This is a genomic window from Luteibacter sp. dw_328 (genome assembly GCF_018449605.1).
GTDB lineage: Bacteria > Pseudomonadota > Gammaproteobacteria > Xanthomonadales > Rhodanobacteraceae > Luteibacter.
In genome coordinates, this window is record NZ_JAAVUW010000008.1 from 58887 (window position 1) to 73878 (window position 14992).

Here is a 14992-nt window from a genome sequence, read left to right on the forward strand (position 1 = left end):
TTCGTCTTCCGGTGTGTCGGATCAGTGAGTGCCGGGCGAACGTGCTTTGGTTGAACGACGCCGTAGCGCATTGCGTCCGATCGCCGCCACGCCGGCAAGGAACAGGCCGAACACGATGCCGATACCGATGCCGAGCACGCTGTTGGGGAAGGCACGACCTGCGGGCGCAAAGATGGGCCATGGCGTGGAGGTGTCGTAGGTATAGTTCGGCGCGAGGCGCACGACGAGTTCGCTGCGCGCCTGCTGCAGCGCGCGGATGTCTTCGTTCTTGCTGGCCAGCAGGACACCGGCGAGCGCTGCCGCGGCATGGTCGGCGGACGCGGTAGCGCTCACCAGGCGGTCGCGGTCGGCGAGGGCGATATGCAGGTTGCTGTCGAGTTCATCGAGGCGATCGTTGGCCAGCTTCAGCGGCAAGGCGCCGATGCGCGCGTGGATGGCCTGCAATTGGTCGAGTGTCGCCTTGGCCAGATCGCTCGCCTGCTGCGCCGAATAAGCACGGACGCTGACCTTCAAGAGGTTGGCATAGGGCTCGGGATCGACCTTGAAACTCCTGTTATACAGGCTCGCCTCGGAGGAACCGGACGAAAGACCGAGGCTGGCAACCACGCTGTCCCGGAAGGCAGCGGTCTGCAACCGCGAGATCACGCGCTGGAACGGCTCGACCTTCATATCCTGGCCGGTCGGCGCGGACCCCACCTGGCCCACCTGTATCCAGACGGTGGCTTCCCATTGGCTGCGTGCCGTGTGCACCCAGGCAAACGTGAGCCCGAGCACCATGACGAGCACGGCGACGAACCAGCGCCACTCCCGAAGGAAGATGTGCCATAGGTCGATCAGATAGATCTCGTCTTGTTCCATGCGTGGGGCTCGTGGGGAAGTGGGAGAGTGACATCGTCACGCCGCGTCGGCAGCAAGGCAGCGAACAGCTGCATGAGCAGGCAGAGGATGACGAAGGCGGCATTGGTCCAGATGAAGGCCTGCGGTGCGAAGGGTGACATCAGGCAGACATAGGCGATGCGCAGGAAGATCAGCAGCGAGAACAGCGACACCGAGGCGCGTAACCGGCGCACGCTCCACAGCAGCAGGGCGTAGAGCAGCAGCATCGAAGCGACGGCGCCCCAGGGGCCGTAGGCCAGCAGGAACGGCAGGAACTCCGTACCCACGTTGATGTTGGGCGCATCGAAAGGAATATCCGCCGCAGCCAATGTGGTGGGTCCGCTGAGCGGAATGAGCTGCCCGATCAGGATGGCCGCGTCCGTATAGCCCTTGGTCACCATCGATGCGAAGTTGTAAGGACCGGCGCTGACGTAAAGCGCCAGCCACTTGATGCCCTGCGGCGCAGCGCGGTAAAGCGCACTGAAGGGCAGGTTCACGTTGTCCAGCGAACCCGAACGCACCGCGCCAAGCACCGAGAACACGGTCGCGCCGAGAATGCCGATGAAGCCGACCGACTTCCACGGCAACGGACGGCGCACGTCGCGACGGAACAGGATGACCAGAGCGAAAGAAAACAGCGCTGCGAAGATACGGTTACGGTCGATCACCAGCACCGGAAACACCAGGCCGATCATGATGAGTGCATTACGAAGGCCGCGCTTACGCGTGCAAAGCAATCCGATGGGCGGCAGCGTCCAACAAAGTGAGGAAATATGTCGCACGTGCTCGCGCCCTGGCTCCATCGTGGCGTACGAGGCCGGATTGTCGATCAACGGTATGGGAAACAGCGCCAGGTCGAGACCGCAAAAGACGATCACGACCGCGGCGAAAACGAGGGCGACGAAGGCTTCGCGGCTGCCCGTGTAGTCACGGGCGCGGAATCGTGCGATCGAAGGCAGGCGGATCGCCGCGAAGGCATCGAACAGGATGATGCCGACGGCCGCCATCACCAGCAGTAACATGCCTTCGAGGTATCCCGCCGGCAGATCGTAGGCGAGCGCGGTGAGCCCGCAAGCGAACAGCAGCGGCCACGCGATATAGCTCGACGGCTGGCGGAGAATGCGATTCATACGCCCTCCGCATGCGAGTGCGCCGTACGGCGCAGCCGCAGCCTCGACAGCGCAATCAGGGAAACGTAGGTAGCCAGGTGCAGCGCCACGCGTGAGTGGCGCTTTTGCAGGAAAGCGATCTTCGCGCCGATGTACTGTGCCTGCGCACGGAGCAGCGTGCGATACGGCTCGTCGAACAGGCAAAGCCGGCTCATCGCCACCTCGCGCGATTCGACCAGGTTCACGATCCGCGTCGCGGTGTGCCGTGTCTTGCTGAAATTGGCGCCATGCAGCCGATAGGCACACACAGTGACATCGATGAAGCCGATCGCGTCACGTGCGGCCAGGCGAAGGAACATGTCCCAGTCATCGATGCGCAGGCCCTCGGTCCAGCGCGCAACGGTCTCCAGCACGCTCTTGCGCAGCAGTGTCACCGGCCCACCGATCGCCCAGTGCCCGATCACGGCACGACGGATACCGTCGCTGGAGTCGTAGAGCCGCTTGTCGGCGCCGTGCAGATCGATCATTCCACTGTCGTGGAGCCGGTTGCCTTCGCCGTCGATGACGATCGAATCGCCGATGACCGCGCCCTTGTTCCTGTGCGACATAAGGTAGCGAACCTGCGCCTCCAGACCACCAGGCAAGAGGTAATCGTCACTGGCGCCGATGCGCAGGTATTCGCCATGTGAGCGGGCGGCCAGTTCGTTGAGCGTCGCCGCGATGCCGCGGTTCTCGCGGCGGACGAACTCGACGGGAATCTCGCTGCCGTGGGCCGCCACCCAATGGGCGATGCGCTCGGCCGTGTGGTCGGTGGATCCGTCATCGATGATGACGATCTCCTTGGCCGGGTACGGATCCTCGAGCACGCTATCAAGGCATCGCTGCACGAAACCCTCGTGATTGAACGCGGGAATCAGTACCGATACCAGCGGAGCATGTGACCACTCGTATAGGTCGACGGTCATGTGCGCAGCCCTCCGAGGTAGTGCCGGACCACCAGCAGGTTGAAGATCAGGTAGCCCACGTAGTTGATGGCGAAGGCGTACATCGCGCCGACCAGGCCGAAATGTGCCGTGCACAGGTAGACGAGCAGCAGGTAGCTCACACCGAAGGCGATCTCGGAGGCCACGAACAGGCGGGTCATGGCCTTTGCCAGCATCACGTAGGAAAGTACGAACGACGCAATCTTGACCACGTCGCCCACCAGTTGCGGTGCGTAGAGCCCTTCGGCCGACGTGAAGTCCGCACTGAAGAGAATCCGCGTCACCCAGTCGCGGGCCACGTACACCAGGGCGGCAAGCACGAGCACGACCGGCAGGATGTGCCGGTAGGCATTACGCAACTCGCCGACCAGCGCTCCACGTTCACTGATCGAGGCGAGCTTTGGCAGGTAGTAGATATTGATCGCCGCGGTGAGGAACAGCAGGTAGGCGTCCGACACCTTGCTCACGGCCTGCCAGTTGCCGACCTGTTGCCAGCCGAACTGGAGCGCGAGGTGATCGCGTACCGCGATGTTCACCAGCGGCGGAAGCAAGGCCGAACTGATCGTCATCAACGAGAAGGCGGCGAGCCGGCCGTTCATTTCGCGATCGAAGCGCAGCCGCGGCAGGCTCTGGCGGAAGTACGGGCTGCGCCACCACGAGGGAAGGGCCACGGCGAGCCACGCCAACTGGCCCAGGACGAGGGCGAGCAACGCGCCGTAGAGCTGGAAACGACTGGCCAGCCACGCGGCCATGGCGATGCCGAGCACCGAACCGATCACCTGGATGAAAGCCAGGCGCCGCACGTCCATGAAACCATTGATCACGGCCAGCACGTAGTTCACGGCAGCGATCCCCAGTTGGGCGACTGCGAGAACGCGGATAAGGCTCTCGAAACCGGCGTCGCCGAGAATCCAGACGGCCAACTGCCGGCTGAACACCAGTGCGGCCAACCCCATCAGGCACGATGCGCAAAGCGCGTAAGAAAGCGCCGCGGCGAGCAGGCGCGAAAGGCGCTGCGGGTCGCCGCGATACTCGGCCACATACTTGACGATGCCGGCGCTGATACCACCGCCGGCAAGCACCGCCAGCAGCGACATCAGGCTCATGAACTGCCCCAGCCGGCCGACGCCTTCGGGCCCGGCGAACCATGCCACCAGCTTGATGACGACCAGGCCGGCCAGCAGCCGCGCGGCGGTGCCTATCGCTGAATAGAAACCGGCGCGCGCCAGGCTCATGTCGACGGCCGGAAGCTCATGCACGCCCGAATGACGTGTTCGACCGCCTCGTCGCCGAGTGTCGGTCCGATCGGAAGACTCAGGACTTCGTCGTGCAGACACTCCGTCAGGGGCAAGCTCACAGGCAACGCTCCGGCATAGGCCGGCTGCCGGTGCGGCGCCTCGGGATAGTGAACCTGGGCATGGACACCCTCGGCCAGCAGGTGCGCCTGCAACGCATCGCGCTGGGCGCTGCGGACGACGAACAGGTGCCACGCGTGGCGTTCTTCGCTCGCGAGTGCCGGCAAGCCGATCGCGGGATGTCGGATCGACGCGAGGTAGCGCCGTGCGATCGCCCGACGACGGGTGACATCCGCATCCACGTACTTGAGTTTCACGCGCAGCATCGCCGCCTGCATTTCGTCCAGCCGTGAATTCACGCCCTGGTAAAGATGGCGGTACTTCTCCAGCGACCCGTAGTTGCGCAACGCCGCGACACGCGTGGCGAGTTCGGCATCGGCGGTGACGACCGCGCCGCCGTCACCCAGCGCACCCAGGTTCTTGGCTGGAAAAAAGCTGAAGGCCGCGGCATCGCCGAAGGCTCCCGCACGACGCCCCGACCAGGTGGCGCCATGGGCTTGCGCCGCGTCCTCGATCACCAGCAGGCCATGCCGGTGGGCGACGGCGGTGATGGCAGGCATATCGGCCAGTTGGCCATACAGGTGCACAGGCATGATCGCGCGCGTCCGCGGTCCGATGGCCGCCTCGATGGCCGCGGGATCGAGATTGAAGGTGGACGGGTCTGGCTCGACGGCAACGGGTACCAGTCCGCTTTGCGTGATCGCGAGAAAACTCGCGATGAACGTATTGCCAGGAACAATCACCTCGTCGCCATCGGCTAACCGGCCGAGGGATTTGCAGGCACGAAGGATCAGTGACAACGCATCCAGCCCATTGCCCACACCGACAGCGTGCGGCAGACCGCACCATCGAGCGAACTCGCTTTCGAAGGCGGCCAGTTCCTGGCCGAGCACGTACCAGCCCGAGTCGATGACGCGCCCCGCGGCGGCCTTCAGTTCGTCGGCATGGCGTGCATTGATGGCACGCACATCGAGAAAAGGTACGTCCATTACGCGGGCTTCGTCACAGGGCCAGCCCTTCCACGTAGCGCGTGCCCTGCACTTCCCGCAGGAACTGCGCGTAGTCGGTGATGTAGTCGGCGGGGTCGTAGAACTGATCCGCCAGCACCATCAGGACGCAGTCGTCGCTGAAATCGTAGAGCTCGCGCCAGACCATGCTGCCCAGGAGCAGGCCTTGCGTGGGATCGTCGAGCACGACGGTCGCCGGACCGGTGCCGTCGTCAAGCAACAGCGTGACCGAGCCCCGCACGGGCACCGCCAGCTGCGTGAGGTGGCGATGGGCATGTTGACCGCGATGCACATCCGGCGTGTTGGCGAATATGTAGTACACCCGCCGGATTTCGAACGGCACGTTCCGGTTCTGCTCCAGGGAAACGAGCATGCCCCGGCTATCGCCGTGCTTCTGTAACTGGATTCGCTCGATTTCCATGGTGTCGGCCAGGCACTGTTTCGTTGATGGCGTCGTACGAACTTGAGTGCCGGCCCTGTCACCAAAGGTTGCGGCAACCTTCCGCCGCCCACGCGGCACTCAATCGCATTGGCAGCGATGTGAAGGGCAGCTCGGGCATGGGACTGAATCCACTGACACCGTTGAGAGGCGGTCCCGTGAGGGGCAAACCGGCAAGGGGCTCGGGCCAGGCTGCCCTGACACCCCTGCCGCGACGGCTGCGCGTCATGCACTGGCTAACGGTGATCTGCGTGGTGATGGCAGCCGCTTTCATCCTCACCCGTGACCAGCTCGATGGACGCAACGTGCGCCTGTGGTTGCTGGAGGGGCACCGCCACTTCGGCCTGTTCGTACTCGCGCTGTTCGTCATCCGCGTGTTCGTTCGCCTGCGGGTCGGCAAACTGCCCTCGTCAGGTGAGGCTCCCTGGCCCATGCGCGCCGCCGCCGGCCTGACCCATATCGCCCTCTACGCCCTGCTGGTCACCCTGCCCCTGCTCGGCTGGGCGCTGAGCAGCGCGGAAGGCAAACCCGTGCATCTCTTCGGCGCCACGCTGCCCAACTTCGTGGCGGCCGACGAAGACCTCGCCGACACCCTGCAGACCTGGCACCTCAATGCCGCCTGGGTGCTGCTGGGACTGGTGTGCCTGCATATCGCCGCCGCGCTCTGGCACCACTTCGTCATGCGCGACGGCGTGCTCCGCCGGATGTGGCCCAAACGCCGTCGCTGACCACACGAAAACAAGGAACTGTCATGTTGTCCCATCTGATCCGACGCGTTGCCCGCTGGGCTCGCTCAGCACATCTTGGCTGGGCCGTCGCGGCACTGCTGATGCTCGCCAGCACGGCCGCCCAGGCGATTCCCGCCTATGCGCGGCAGACCGGCTCGGCGTGTGCCGATTGCCACGCCGGTTCGTATGGTCCGCAACTCACGCCCTACGGCATGCGCTTCAAGCTCAACGGCTATACCGACACCGACGGCAAGGGCTTCAAAGTGCCGGTATCGGGCCAGCTGAAGGAAACCTACACGAATCCGGCGACGGGCAAGAGCACGACGGACCTTACCGAGGGTGACCTCTATGTGGCCGGACGCCTTACCGACCAGATCGGCGGCTTCGTGAAGGTCGAGGCCGATCGCACCGGACACGACACGTACAACACGCGGTTGAGCAACGTGGACCTGCGCTTCGTCGCCAAGGAGCTGAAGCTCGGCGGCAAGGACCTCACCCTGGGTGTGAGCGTCAACAACAGCCCGGGCTTCCAGGATCCCATCGCGGCGTTGCCGAATGCCTCGTTCATCTCGCCGGTCGGCGTGACCGGCTCGCTGCTGAGTCTCGCCACCCCGAACGCACCGACAGACCGCGTGATCGGCGCGACGATGTACGCCCTCTACGACCAGAACTGGTATAGCGAAGTGGGCACCTACCGCTCCCTGCCCACGTCGACCCAGGATCACCTCGGATACAACATCGCCAGCGACCCCGGCAAGCTGCACGACACGGGCTATTTCCGCTTCGCATACATGAAGGACATGAAGAAGCAATTCTTCTCGGCCGGTGTCGTTGCACTGACCACACATCGGTCGCTGCCGAGGTCCGGGCCCAGCGACAACCTGACCGATCTCGGCTACGACCTCACGTACCAATACCTCGGCAACCGCGAACACATCCTCCAGCTGGCCTACGTCAACATCCTCGAGCAGCGTCACTACGGGGCGGATCTGTTCGGACCCGGCGGCATCGCCGCGCCGAACCGCGGTGATGTCCGCGACCAGACGCTCAGCGCCACCTATACGTTCCACCAGACCTACAGCCTCTCGGTGTCGCACATGCTCAGCACCGGCACCCGCGACGACGTGCGCTACCCGCCCTTCGGTGACCCGGACGCCACCAGCAACGTCATCACGCTGTTCTGGGCGCCGTTCGGCAAGGACGATTCGTACACCACCATCGCCAACCTGAAGCTCGCTGCCACCTGGTATCGCATCACGAATTTCAATGGTCGCGGGCACAACATCTTCGGCGCTCCCCCCGGCGCCCAACCTATCAATGCAGGAGATCTGAATGCATTCACCCTTTCCACCAGCCTCGCGTTCTGAGGCTCACCGCGGCCGCTGGCTGCACGGGGTTGCGCTGGCCGGGCTGGCCCTCGGCTGGCTCGCGGCTTCCCCCGCCGTTCGGGCCGGTGACGCGACAGCCGGTGCCGATGTCTTCAAGTCCGAATGCGCCGAGTGCCATACCGTGAAGGAGGGCCGCAACAAGAAAGGCCCCAGCCTCTTCGGTATCGTCGGGCGGCAGTCGGGCAGCATCGCCGACTACAGCTACTCCGATGCGCTCAAGCAGGCGAACTGGACGTGGACCGCGGACAAACTCCACTGGTACCTGTCCCAACCGGCCAAACAGGCCAATCCAGGCACGAAGATGAAATACGATGGACTCACTGACGCCAAGCAGCTGGACGATCTCCTGTCTTACCTGAGCAGCGTGCACTGACGACATCTGTATGACGACGTGATGCGGCAAAGCCACCCCGGGTCCACACACAGGGGTATGCGGTCGGCACGGTGGTTCGCCACCCTGCCGACGGGTACCTGTGTGCGGCTCGGTATCGTTGTGTCGGCGCTACTGCTCGGCACTTACGGGGTGGCTGCGCACGCGCAATCGTCGAGTTTTGGCGGGGTGGTCGCGGTCAGCAACCAACTCGTCGATCGCGGGCTGGCGGTCACGCCCAAAACCCCTGTCCTCCAGGGCGCCCTTTCCTGGACGACGCCCTCGGGCTGGTCGCTCGGCCTTTCGGCCAGCACCGAAACGCGCGCACCGGGGAAGATCGTCGAGGCCCTGGCCCAGGCCTCGTATGCGTGGTCGCTGTCCGCCGACTGGCAGATGCAGACGAGTCTGCTCTATTACCGCTACGGCAACGATTCCCACTGGCGCATCTACGATCGTGTGGAACTGGGCGCCAGCTGGATCTACCGCGACGTCCTCACCGTCGGCGTCTCTGCGGCCCAGCTCGTTCATACGGGCGGTCGCGGACCGCGCGGGGCCGCCGATATCGGCTTCCGCTGGCCGCTGGCCTGGAAGCTTGCGGTGTCGGCCGGTGTCGGCACGGCCCAGTACCTCATTCCGCCCTACAACCGCGACTATCCTCGCTACCAATACGGGCATGCCGGCCTCATATGGGAGAGTGAAAGGTGGCGGGTCGAGCTCAATCACATCATGACCCGGCACGCACCGCGGCCTGACGGGTCTCCCGCGGTCTCACCGTGGAATGCGACTGTCTCGCGCTCGTTCTGAGCCAGCGCAACCTTTCCCCTCTAAAGGGGTACTCACGCTGGCCTCCCGACTTGCTCCGACGAAACCATGAATGACGCGGACACCGACGCCGACACCACCGACCGCCTCCTGCTGCAACGGATGGCGGCGGGCGACCGCACGGCACTCAGCGTGCTCTACCGCAGCTACCACGGGCGCTTGTCCCGTTTTCTGTCGCGCCTGACACGCCGCGCGGACATCATCGAGGAAGTCATCAACGACTGCCTGTGGATCACCTGGCAGAAAGCCGGCAGTTTCCACGGCGACTCGCGCGTCTCCACCTGGATCATGGGCATCGCCTACCGGTGTGGACTCAAGGCGCTGCGCCAGCATGGCAGCGAACCGGTGGATGAGGATTCGGTCCCCGAAGATCGCATGCCCTCCCACGATCCCGATGAAGACCGTGAACTGCGCGACTGGCTGGGCAAGGGGCTGGACCGCCTCACGGCAGACCAGCGGGTCGTGGTCGAACTCGTTTACGGCGTCGGCCACAGCCTGGACGACGTCGCCGTCATCATGCAGTGCCCGGTCGGCACCGTGAAAGCACGCCTGTTCCACGCCCGCGTGAAACTGCGTAACGTGCTTCCGGGCCTTGCCGGTGTCACATCCGCTACAAAGGAGAATGCGCCATGAGGATGCCGACGGATACCGGCCGCGATTGCGCCCGCGCCTGGGAAGCCATGCCCTGGGTACTCCAGGACAGCGCGGCTCAGGAACAGACCGAGTGGCTGATGAGCCATCTGTCCGAATGCGATGGCTGCCGCGCCGAATTCGAACAGCAGAAGCGCCTGCGCCTGGCGATGTCGCTGCCGGCGGATGTGTCCATCGATCCCGAACTCGGCCTGCGCCGACTGCTCGCCCGCATCGATGCGCCGGTGATGGAGACCGCGCCCTCACGCGGCGCCGGCGGGAGCTGGCTGACCCGTGCACTGGTGGCGGCGGTCCTCATCCAGGCGGTCGGGCTGGGTACGCTGGGCGCCCGGTTCTGGGCCGAAGGCACGCCGCAGCCGGCCTACCGCACCTTGAGCCAGGAGGCTGCGCACGTGCCGGCGGGTGCCATACACGTCGTTCCCGATACCGGCATGAAGCTCGCCGACTGGAACACGTTGCTCCGTTCGATGCAGTTGCAGGTGATCGGTGGCCCGAATGACGTGGGCGCGTACACGGTCATGCCTGCGGGCGGTGCCGCGGCATCGACCCAGGTGGTGCAGCGCCTGCGCACGGCGCATGGTGTGCGCCTCGCCGAGCCGGTGAACGCCAGTCCATGAAGATCGGGGTCGCCGCGCTGTTGGGGCTGCTCGTAACGCTGTCGGCGTGCGCGCCGGCACGGCCCCTTCCGTCGATCGATTCGAGCGTGAACGCGACGCCGGCTAGCGCGGTCGATCGCATGGACAGCCGTCGTGACATCGTGCTCGCGGTAGCCAATCCGCTCGCGCCCGCCTCGACCCACGCCGGCTCCAGCCTGCTCGGCTACGCCCCTTCCGCGCACTACGGTGCAGGCCAACGGGCCGTCTCCGAACTCACGGACCTGAAAAAACGCTACGGCCTGCAGGAAGTGAGCGGCTGGCCGATCAAGGCCCTCGACCTTTACTGCGTCGTGCTCCATCCGGAGCCGGGTGTCGATCGCGATGCGCTGATCGCCGCCCTGCAGAAGGACGAGCGCGTGCAGCTTGCGCAGCCGCTGCAGGATTACTCGGTGTACTCCACCGACACCGGCGACGCGCACAAGTACAACGATCCCTACGCCGACCTGCAGCGCGGTTTCGTGGAGACCGACGCTGCCCTGGCGCACAACGCGAGCCAGGGCGAAGGGGTTCGTGTCGCCATCGTCGATACCGGCGTGGACATGACCCACCCGGACCTGCGCGGCCACATCGGCGATACCCGCAACGTCGTGGACGATGACACCTCCGCCTTCGACCACGACAGCCACGGGACCGAAGTCGCCGGCATCATCGCCGCCATCGGCGACAACCACCAGGGCATGGTCGGCATCGCGCCCAAGGCCAGGCTAAGCGTCTACAAGGCCTGCTGGTATCCCCCCGAATCGCAAGGTGGCGCGCGCTGCAACTCGTTCACCCTGGCCAAGGCACTGGCTGCGGTGAACGATACCGACGCGCGCATCGTCAACCTTAGCCTGGGTGGTCCCGCCGACCCGCTACTGACCCGGCTTCTCGCCAAGATCCTCAGCGAAGGCCGCATCGTCATTACGGCCATGCCACCGGATGGCAAGCTGAGCGGCTTCCCCGACGGGGCGCCCGGCGTCATTGTTGTGCGCACCAGTGCCACGACGCCTGCACCACCCGGCGTCGTCAGCGCCCCCGGCAACGACATCCTGACCACCCAACCCGGTGGCGGCTACGACTTCAGCTCCGGCTCCTCCATGGCCACCGCCCACGTCAGTGGCATCGTCGCCCTGATGCTCGCCCTGGCGCCGGGGCTCGACCCCGCCTCGATCCACGCCATTCTGCTGAGCAGCAGTGCGACCAAGCACGGGATGCTGGAAGTGAATGCCGCGGGCGCTGTCGCTGCCCTGAAGAAGAGCGGCAAAGCCCCTCGCTGAGCCTGCGTCAGAGCCCCCGACACCCTGCTGTCGCGGATCGCGTAAAATCGCCCCATGCGTATCGGTCCCTACTCCATCGCGCCCGGCGTGGTGCTCGCGCCCATGGCTGGCGTCACCGACAAGCCCTTCCGCCTCCTCTGCAAGCGCATGGGGGCCGGGCTGGCCGTGTCCGAGATGACGACCGCCGATCCGCGCCTGTGGAATACGACCAAGTCGCTGCGCCGCATGGACCACGACGGTGAGCCGGAACCCGTAAGTGTCCAGATCGCCGGGTACGACCCCGGCATGCTCGCCGAGGCCGCGAAGTACAACGCGGACAACGGCGCGCAGATCGTCGACATCAACATGGGCTGCCCGGCGAAGAAGGTCTGCAATGTCTGGTCGGGCTCCGCCCTGCTCCAGGACGAACCCCTGGTGGCGCGCATTCTCGCCGCGGTCGTCAAGGCCGTCGACATTCCGGTCACCCTGAAAATCCGCACCGGCTGGGATCGTGACAACCGCAACGCCCTGACCATCGCCCGCATCGCCGAAGAGGCCGGCATCGCTGCGCTCGCCGTGCACGGACGCACGCGCGCCGACAAATACGAAGGTGACGCCGAGTACGCGACCATCGCCGCGGTGAAAGCCAGCGTGCGCATCCCGGTCATGGCCAACGGCGATGTCGTCACACCCGAGAAGGCGCGTGAGGTACTCGCGGCGACGGGTGCCGATGCCATCATGGTCGGCCGCGGTGCGCAGGGGCGTCCGTGGATCTTTCGCGAGATCGCCCATTTCCTCGAGACCGGCAAGCACCTCGCCGAGCCGACACCGACCGAAGTGCGCGACATCCTGTGCGGCCACCTCGAACATCTCTACGCGTTCTATGGCGAGAAGATGGGCGTTCGCATCGCACGCAAGCACCTGGGCTGGTACGCGAAGGACCGCCCGGAAAACGCGGCCTTCCGCGACGTCGTCAATCGTGCCGAAGACGCCGCCACGCAGACGCGCCTCACCCGCGACTACTTCGATGCCCTCGCCGCCGGGACCTCGCTGGCTGCCTGAGCAGTGCATCGACCCTGCTCGGTAGGATCCGATTCATCGGCGATGAGTGCTTGCCATGACCTGCCCCGCTGCCGCGGGATCGCCGATGAATCGGCTCCTACAGACTGAAGGCGGTGCAGGCCGAAAGGGTTTGATCAGGCAGCGTCGAGGACCGCCTTCAACTTTTCCCGGTCCAGTTCCTTCTCCCAGGCACACACGACGATCGCCGCGACGCCGTTGCCGACAAGATTCGTCATCGCCAGGCCGGTACCCAGGAACCGATGGATGCCGAGGATGAGCACCATCCCCGCGACGGGTACCACGGGCACCACGCTCAGCGTCGAGGCGAGCATGACCAGCGCCGCGCCGGCGACGCCGCTCGCGCCCTTCGACGTGAGCATGCCGACGATGGCCACGGTGATCTGCTGCTCGAGCGTCAGATCGATGTTCAGCGCCTGCGCGATGAACAGGATCGCCATGGTGAGATAGATGTTGGTGCCATCGAGGTTGAACGAATAGCCGGTCGGCACAACCAGGCCAACCGTTTCCTTCGGGCAACCCAGTTCCTCCATCTTGCGCATCAGCGGCGCCAGCACGACTTCCGACGAGCTCGTGCCCAGCACGATCAGCAGCTCGTCGCGTATATATGCGCAGAAACGCAGGATGCTGAAGCCCGCGAAGCGCGCGACGATGCCGAGCACCACGACCACGAAGAGCACGCAGACCAGGTAGAAACTGCCGATCAGTTCCATCAGCGGCACCAGCGACACCACGCCGTACTTGCCGATGGTGAACGCCATGGCGCCGAAGGCGCCGATGGACGACACGGCGGTGATGTAGTGCACGATCTTGAAGAACACCTGCGCACCGGCTTCGATCACATCGTACACAGGCTTGCCTCGATCCCCCGTCGCGGCCAGTGCGCAGCCGAACAGGACCGAAATGAGCAGGATCGAAAGCACGTCGCCCTTGGCGAATGCGCTGATGAAGGTGTTCGGGATGATCGCAAGAAGGAACTCGATCGACTCGATGTTGTGTCCCTGGGCGACGAGATTGCCGATCTCCCCGGACTTCAACGTGGTGGGATCCACGTTAAAGCCCGTGCCCGGATGGAAGATGTGCCCGGCGACGAGGCCGAAGAACAGCGCCACCGTCGAGATCATCTCGAAGTAGAGCAGCGCCTTGCCACCCACGCGACCGACCTTGCGCATGTCCCGCATGCCGGCGATGCCGGTCACCACGGTGCAGAAGATGATCGGCCCGATGACCATCTTGATCAGCGCGATGAACGCGTCGCCCAACGGTTTCATCTTCACCGCGTAAGCGGGCGACAGGTAGCCGAGGATCACGCCGATCACCACCGCGACCAGCACCTGGATGTAGAGCTGCCGGTAGAAGGGCTTGCGCGGCTTCGGCGGCGGAAGGCTGTTGGCGGTGGTGACTGGGGACATGGGAATGCTCAGTTGAAGTCGTACAGGCGCGCGGGGTTATCGACAAGGAGGCGCTTGCGCAGCGTCTCGTCCGGGCAGAAGCGGAACATCAGGTCGACCAGACCGCCATCGTTGGGCATATCTTTGGAGATGTTCGGGTGCGGAAAGTCCGTTCCCCACAGCACGCGATCCGGCGCCGTTTCGATCAGGGTGCGGGCAAAGGGGATGGCATCGTCGAACGGACGCTTGCCGACGGAGACGCGCTCCGCACCGCACACCTTGACCCAGGCCAGCGGATTATCGCGCATCAACGCCACGAGCAGGCGGAACGGTTCCTGTTCAACGCCTTGCGCGGCCTGCACGCGGCCCATGTGGTCGATGACGAACGGCACGCGGATCTTCCGCAGCACGTCCTGGAGTTCGACGATGTCGTTGGCATCCAGGTGCAGCACCACGTGCCAGCCCATCTCGGCCACGCGATCGAGGACACGCCAGAACACGCGCATGTCCGGGCGCCCGCCCAGGTGTTGCACGAAGTTGAAGCGGACCGCGCGCACGCCGCCGGCGTTCAGTTCGGCCAGACCCGTCTCGTCGATGCCATCGTCGACAATGGCCACACCACGGTAGCGGCCCTGGCCGCGCGCGATGGCATCGAGCATGGCCGTATTGTCGGTGCCGTGACAGCTCGCCTGGACAATCACGCCGCGGTCGAAGCCGAGGAAATCATGCAGTGCCACGAGATGCTCGTAAGGTGCATCAGGGGGCGTGTAACTACGATCGGGCGCATAAGGGAAGCGATCGGCCGGGCCGAACACATGGCAGTGGGCGTCACAGGATTGCCGTGGCATGGCCTGTTCGGGCTTCGTCGGATTCGGATCGGGGGGAAGACAGGATTTCATCGT

At 65.0% G+C, this 14992-nt stretch carries 16 protein-coding genes; 8 read left to right on the top strand and 8 right to left on the bottom strand.

The window, feature by feature from the left end; translation table 11 throughout:
- Positions 1 to 21 precede the first annotated feature (21 nt).
- Genes HB634_RS18625 through HB634_RS18650 form a run of 6 tightly spaced genes read right to left on the bottom strand, consistent with a single transcriptional unit; the run spans position 22 to position 5751 of the window.
- The gene (locus tag HB634_RS18625; protein ID WP_213949686.1) at positions 22 to 858 is read right to left on the bottom strand and encodes a Wzz/FepE/Etk N-terminal domain-containing protein; all 837 of its coding nucleotides are present in this window, start codon (positions 856 to 858) and stop codon (positions 22 to 24) included.
- Complete coding sequence (locus tag HB634_RS18630) at positions 834 to 2006, bottom strand: hypothetical protein (RefSeq protein WP_063573543.1); 1173 nt, start codon at positions 2004 to 2006, stop codon at positions 834 to 836. The genes HB634_RS18625 and HB634_RS18630 overlap by 25 nt, the downstream gene beginning before the upstream one ends.
- Entirely contained in the window at positions 2003 to 2950 is a 948-nt protein-coding gene (locus HB634_RS18635) for a glycosyltransferase (protein ID WP_213949687.1), read from the bottom strand. The genes HB634_RS18630 and HB634_RS18635 overlap by 4 nt, the downstream gene beginning before the upstream one ends.
- Positions 2947 to 4203, bottom strand: a complete 1257-nt coding sequence (locus HB634_RS18640; RefSeq protein ID WP_213949844.1) for an O-antigen translocase — start codon at positions 4201 to 4203, stop codon at positions 2947 to 2949. Before HB634_RS18640 ends, HB634_RS18635 begins: the two co-directional genes overlap by 4 nt.
- On the bottom strand, positions 4200 to 5312 hold the full coding sequence (locus tag HB634_RS18645; protein WP_213949688.1) for a DegT/DnrJ/EryC1/StrS family aminotransferase: 1113 nt from the start codon (positions 5310 to 5312) through the stop codon (positions 4200 to 4202). The genes HB634_RS18640 and HB634_RS18645 overlap by 4 nt, the downstream gene beginning before the upstream one ends.
- A 13-nt stretch (positions 5313 to 5325) precedes the next feature.
- The gene (locus HB634_RS18650; protein WP_063572418.1) at positions 5326 to 5751 is read right to left on the bottom strand and encodes an FdtA/QdtA family cupin domain-containing protein; all 426 of its coding nucleotides are present in this window, start codon (positions 5749 to 5751) and stop codon (positions 5326 to 5328) included.
- Positions 5752 to 5912: 161 nt separating this feature from the next.
- Between HB634_RS18650 and HB634_RS18655 the strand changes: the two genes are divergently transcribed.
- The 8 genes from HB634_RS18655 to dusB all read left to right on the top strand — a co-directional run bounded on the left by HB634_RS18655 (position 5913) and on the right by dusB (position 12681).
- Positions 5913 to 6497 carry a cytochrome b gene (locus HB634_RS18655; RefSeq protein ID WP_231873944.1) on the top strand — a complete coding sequence of 195 codons (585 nt, stop codon included), beginning with the start codon at positions 5913 to 5915 and terminating at the stop codon, positions 6495 to 6497.
- A gap of 23 nt (positions 6498 to 6520) precedes the next feature.
- Positions 6521 to 7864: a cytochrome C gene (locus HB634_RS18660; protein ID WP_255548696.1), complete on the top strand. Its 1344-nt coding sequence runs from the start codon at positions 6521 to 6523 to the stop codon at positions 7862 to 7864.
- Positions 7830 to 8258 (top strand): c-type cytochrome, encoded by a 429-nt coding sequence (locus tag HB634_RS18665; RefSeq protein ID WP_082879125.1) that lies wholly within the window; start codon positions 7830 to 7832, stop codon positions 8256 to 8258. The genes HB634_RS18660 and HB634_RS18665 overlap by 35 nt, the downstream gene beginning before the upstream one ends.
- Before the next feature lie 57 nt (positions 8259 to 8315).
- A complete protein-coding gene (locus tag HB634_RS18670) occupies positions 8316 to 9059 on the top strand; it encodes a hypothetical protein (protein ID WP_255548697.1) in 744 nt (247 codons plus the stop codon).
- Positions 9060 to 9125: 66 nt separating this feature from the next.
- The gene (locus HB634_RS18675) at positions 9126 to 9710 is read left to right on the top strand and encodes a sigma-70 family RNA polymerase sigma factor (protein WP_063572420.1); all 585 of its coding nucleotides are present in this window, start codon (positions 9126 to 9128) and stop codon (positions 9708 to 9710) included.
- Positions 9707 to 10345 carry a zf-HC2 domain-containing protein gene (locus HB634_RS18680; RefSeq protein ID WP_213949689.1) on the top strand — a complete coding sequence of 213 codons (639 nt, stop codon included), beginning with the start codon at positions 9707 to 9709 and terminating at the stop codon, positions 10343 to 10345. The genes HB634_RS18675 and HB634_RS18680 overlap by 4 nt, the downstream gene beginning before the upstream one ends.
- Positions 10342 to 11640, top strand: coding sequence for a S8 family serine peptidase (locus HB634_RS18685; RefSeq protein ID WP_213949690.1), 1299 nt, complete (start codon positions 10342 to 10344; stop codon positions 11638 to 11640). The genes HB634_RS18680 and HB634_RS18685 overlap by 4 nt, the downstream gene beginning before the upstream one ends.
- Positions 11641 to 11694: 54 nt before the next feature.
- Positions 11695 to 12681, top strand: a complete 987-nt coding sequence (dusB, locus tag HB634_RS18690) for a tRNA dihydrouridine synthase DusB (protein WP_213949691.1) — start codon at positions 11695 to 11697, stop codon at positions 12679 to 12681.
- A 134-nt stretch (positions 12682 to 12815) separates the two neighbouring features.
- On the opposite strand, the gene dctA is transcribed toward dusB, so the two are convergent.
- Together dctA and HB634_RS18700 are read right to left on the bottom strand one after the other, a co-directional pair.
- Entirely contained in the window at positions 12816 to 14111 is a 1296-nt protein-coding gene (dctA, locus tag HB634_RS18695) for a C4-dicarboxylate transporter DctA (RefSeq protein ID WP_213949692.1), read from the bottom strand.
- A gap of 8 nt (positions 14112 to 14119) precedes the next feature.
- A complete protein-coding gene (locus tag HB634_RS18700; protein WP_213949693.1) occupies positions 14120 to 14989 on the bottom strand; it encodes an amidohydrolase family protein in 870 nt (289 codons plus the stop codon).
- Positions 14990 to 14992: the final 3 nt, after the last annotated feature.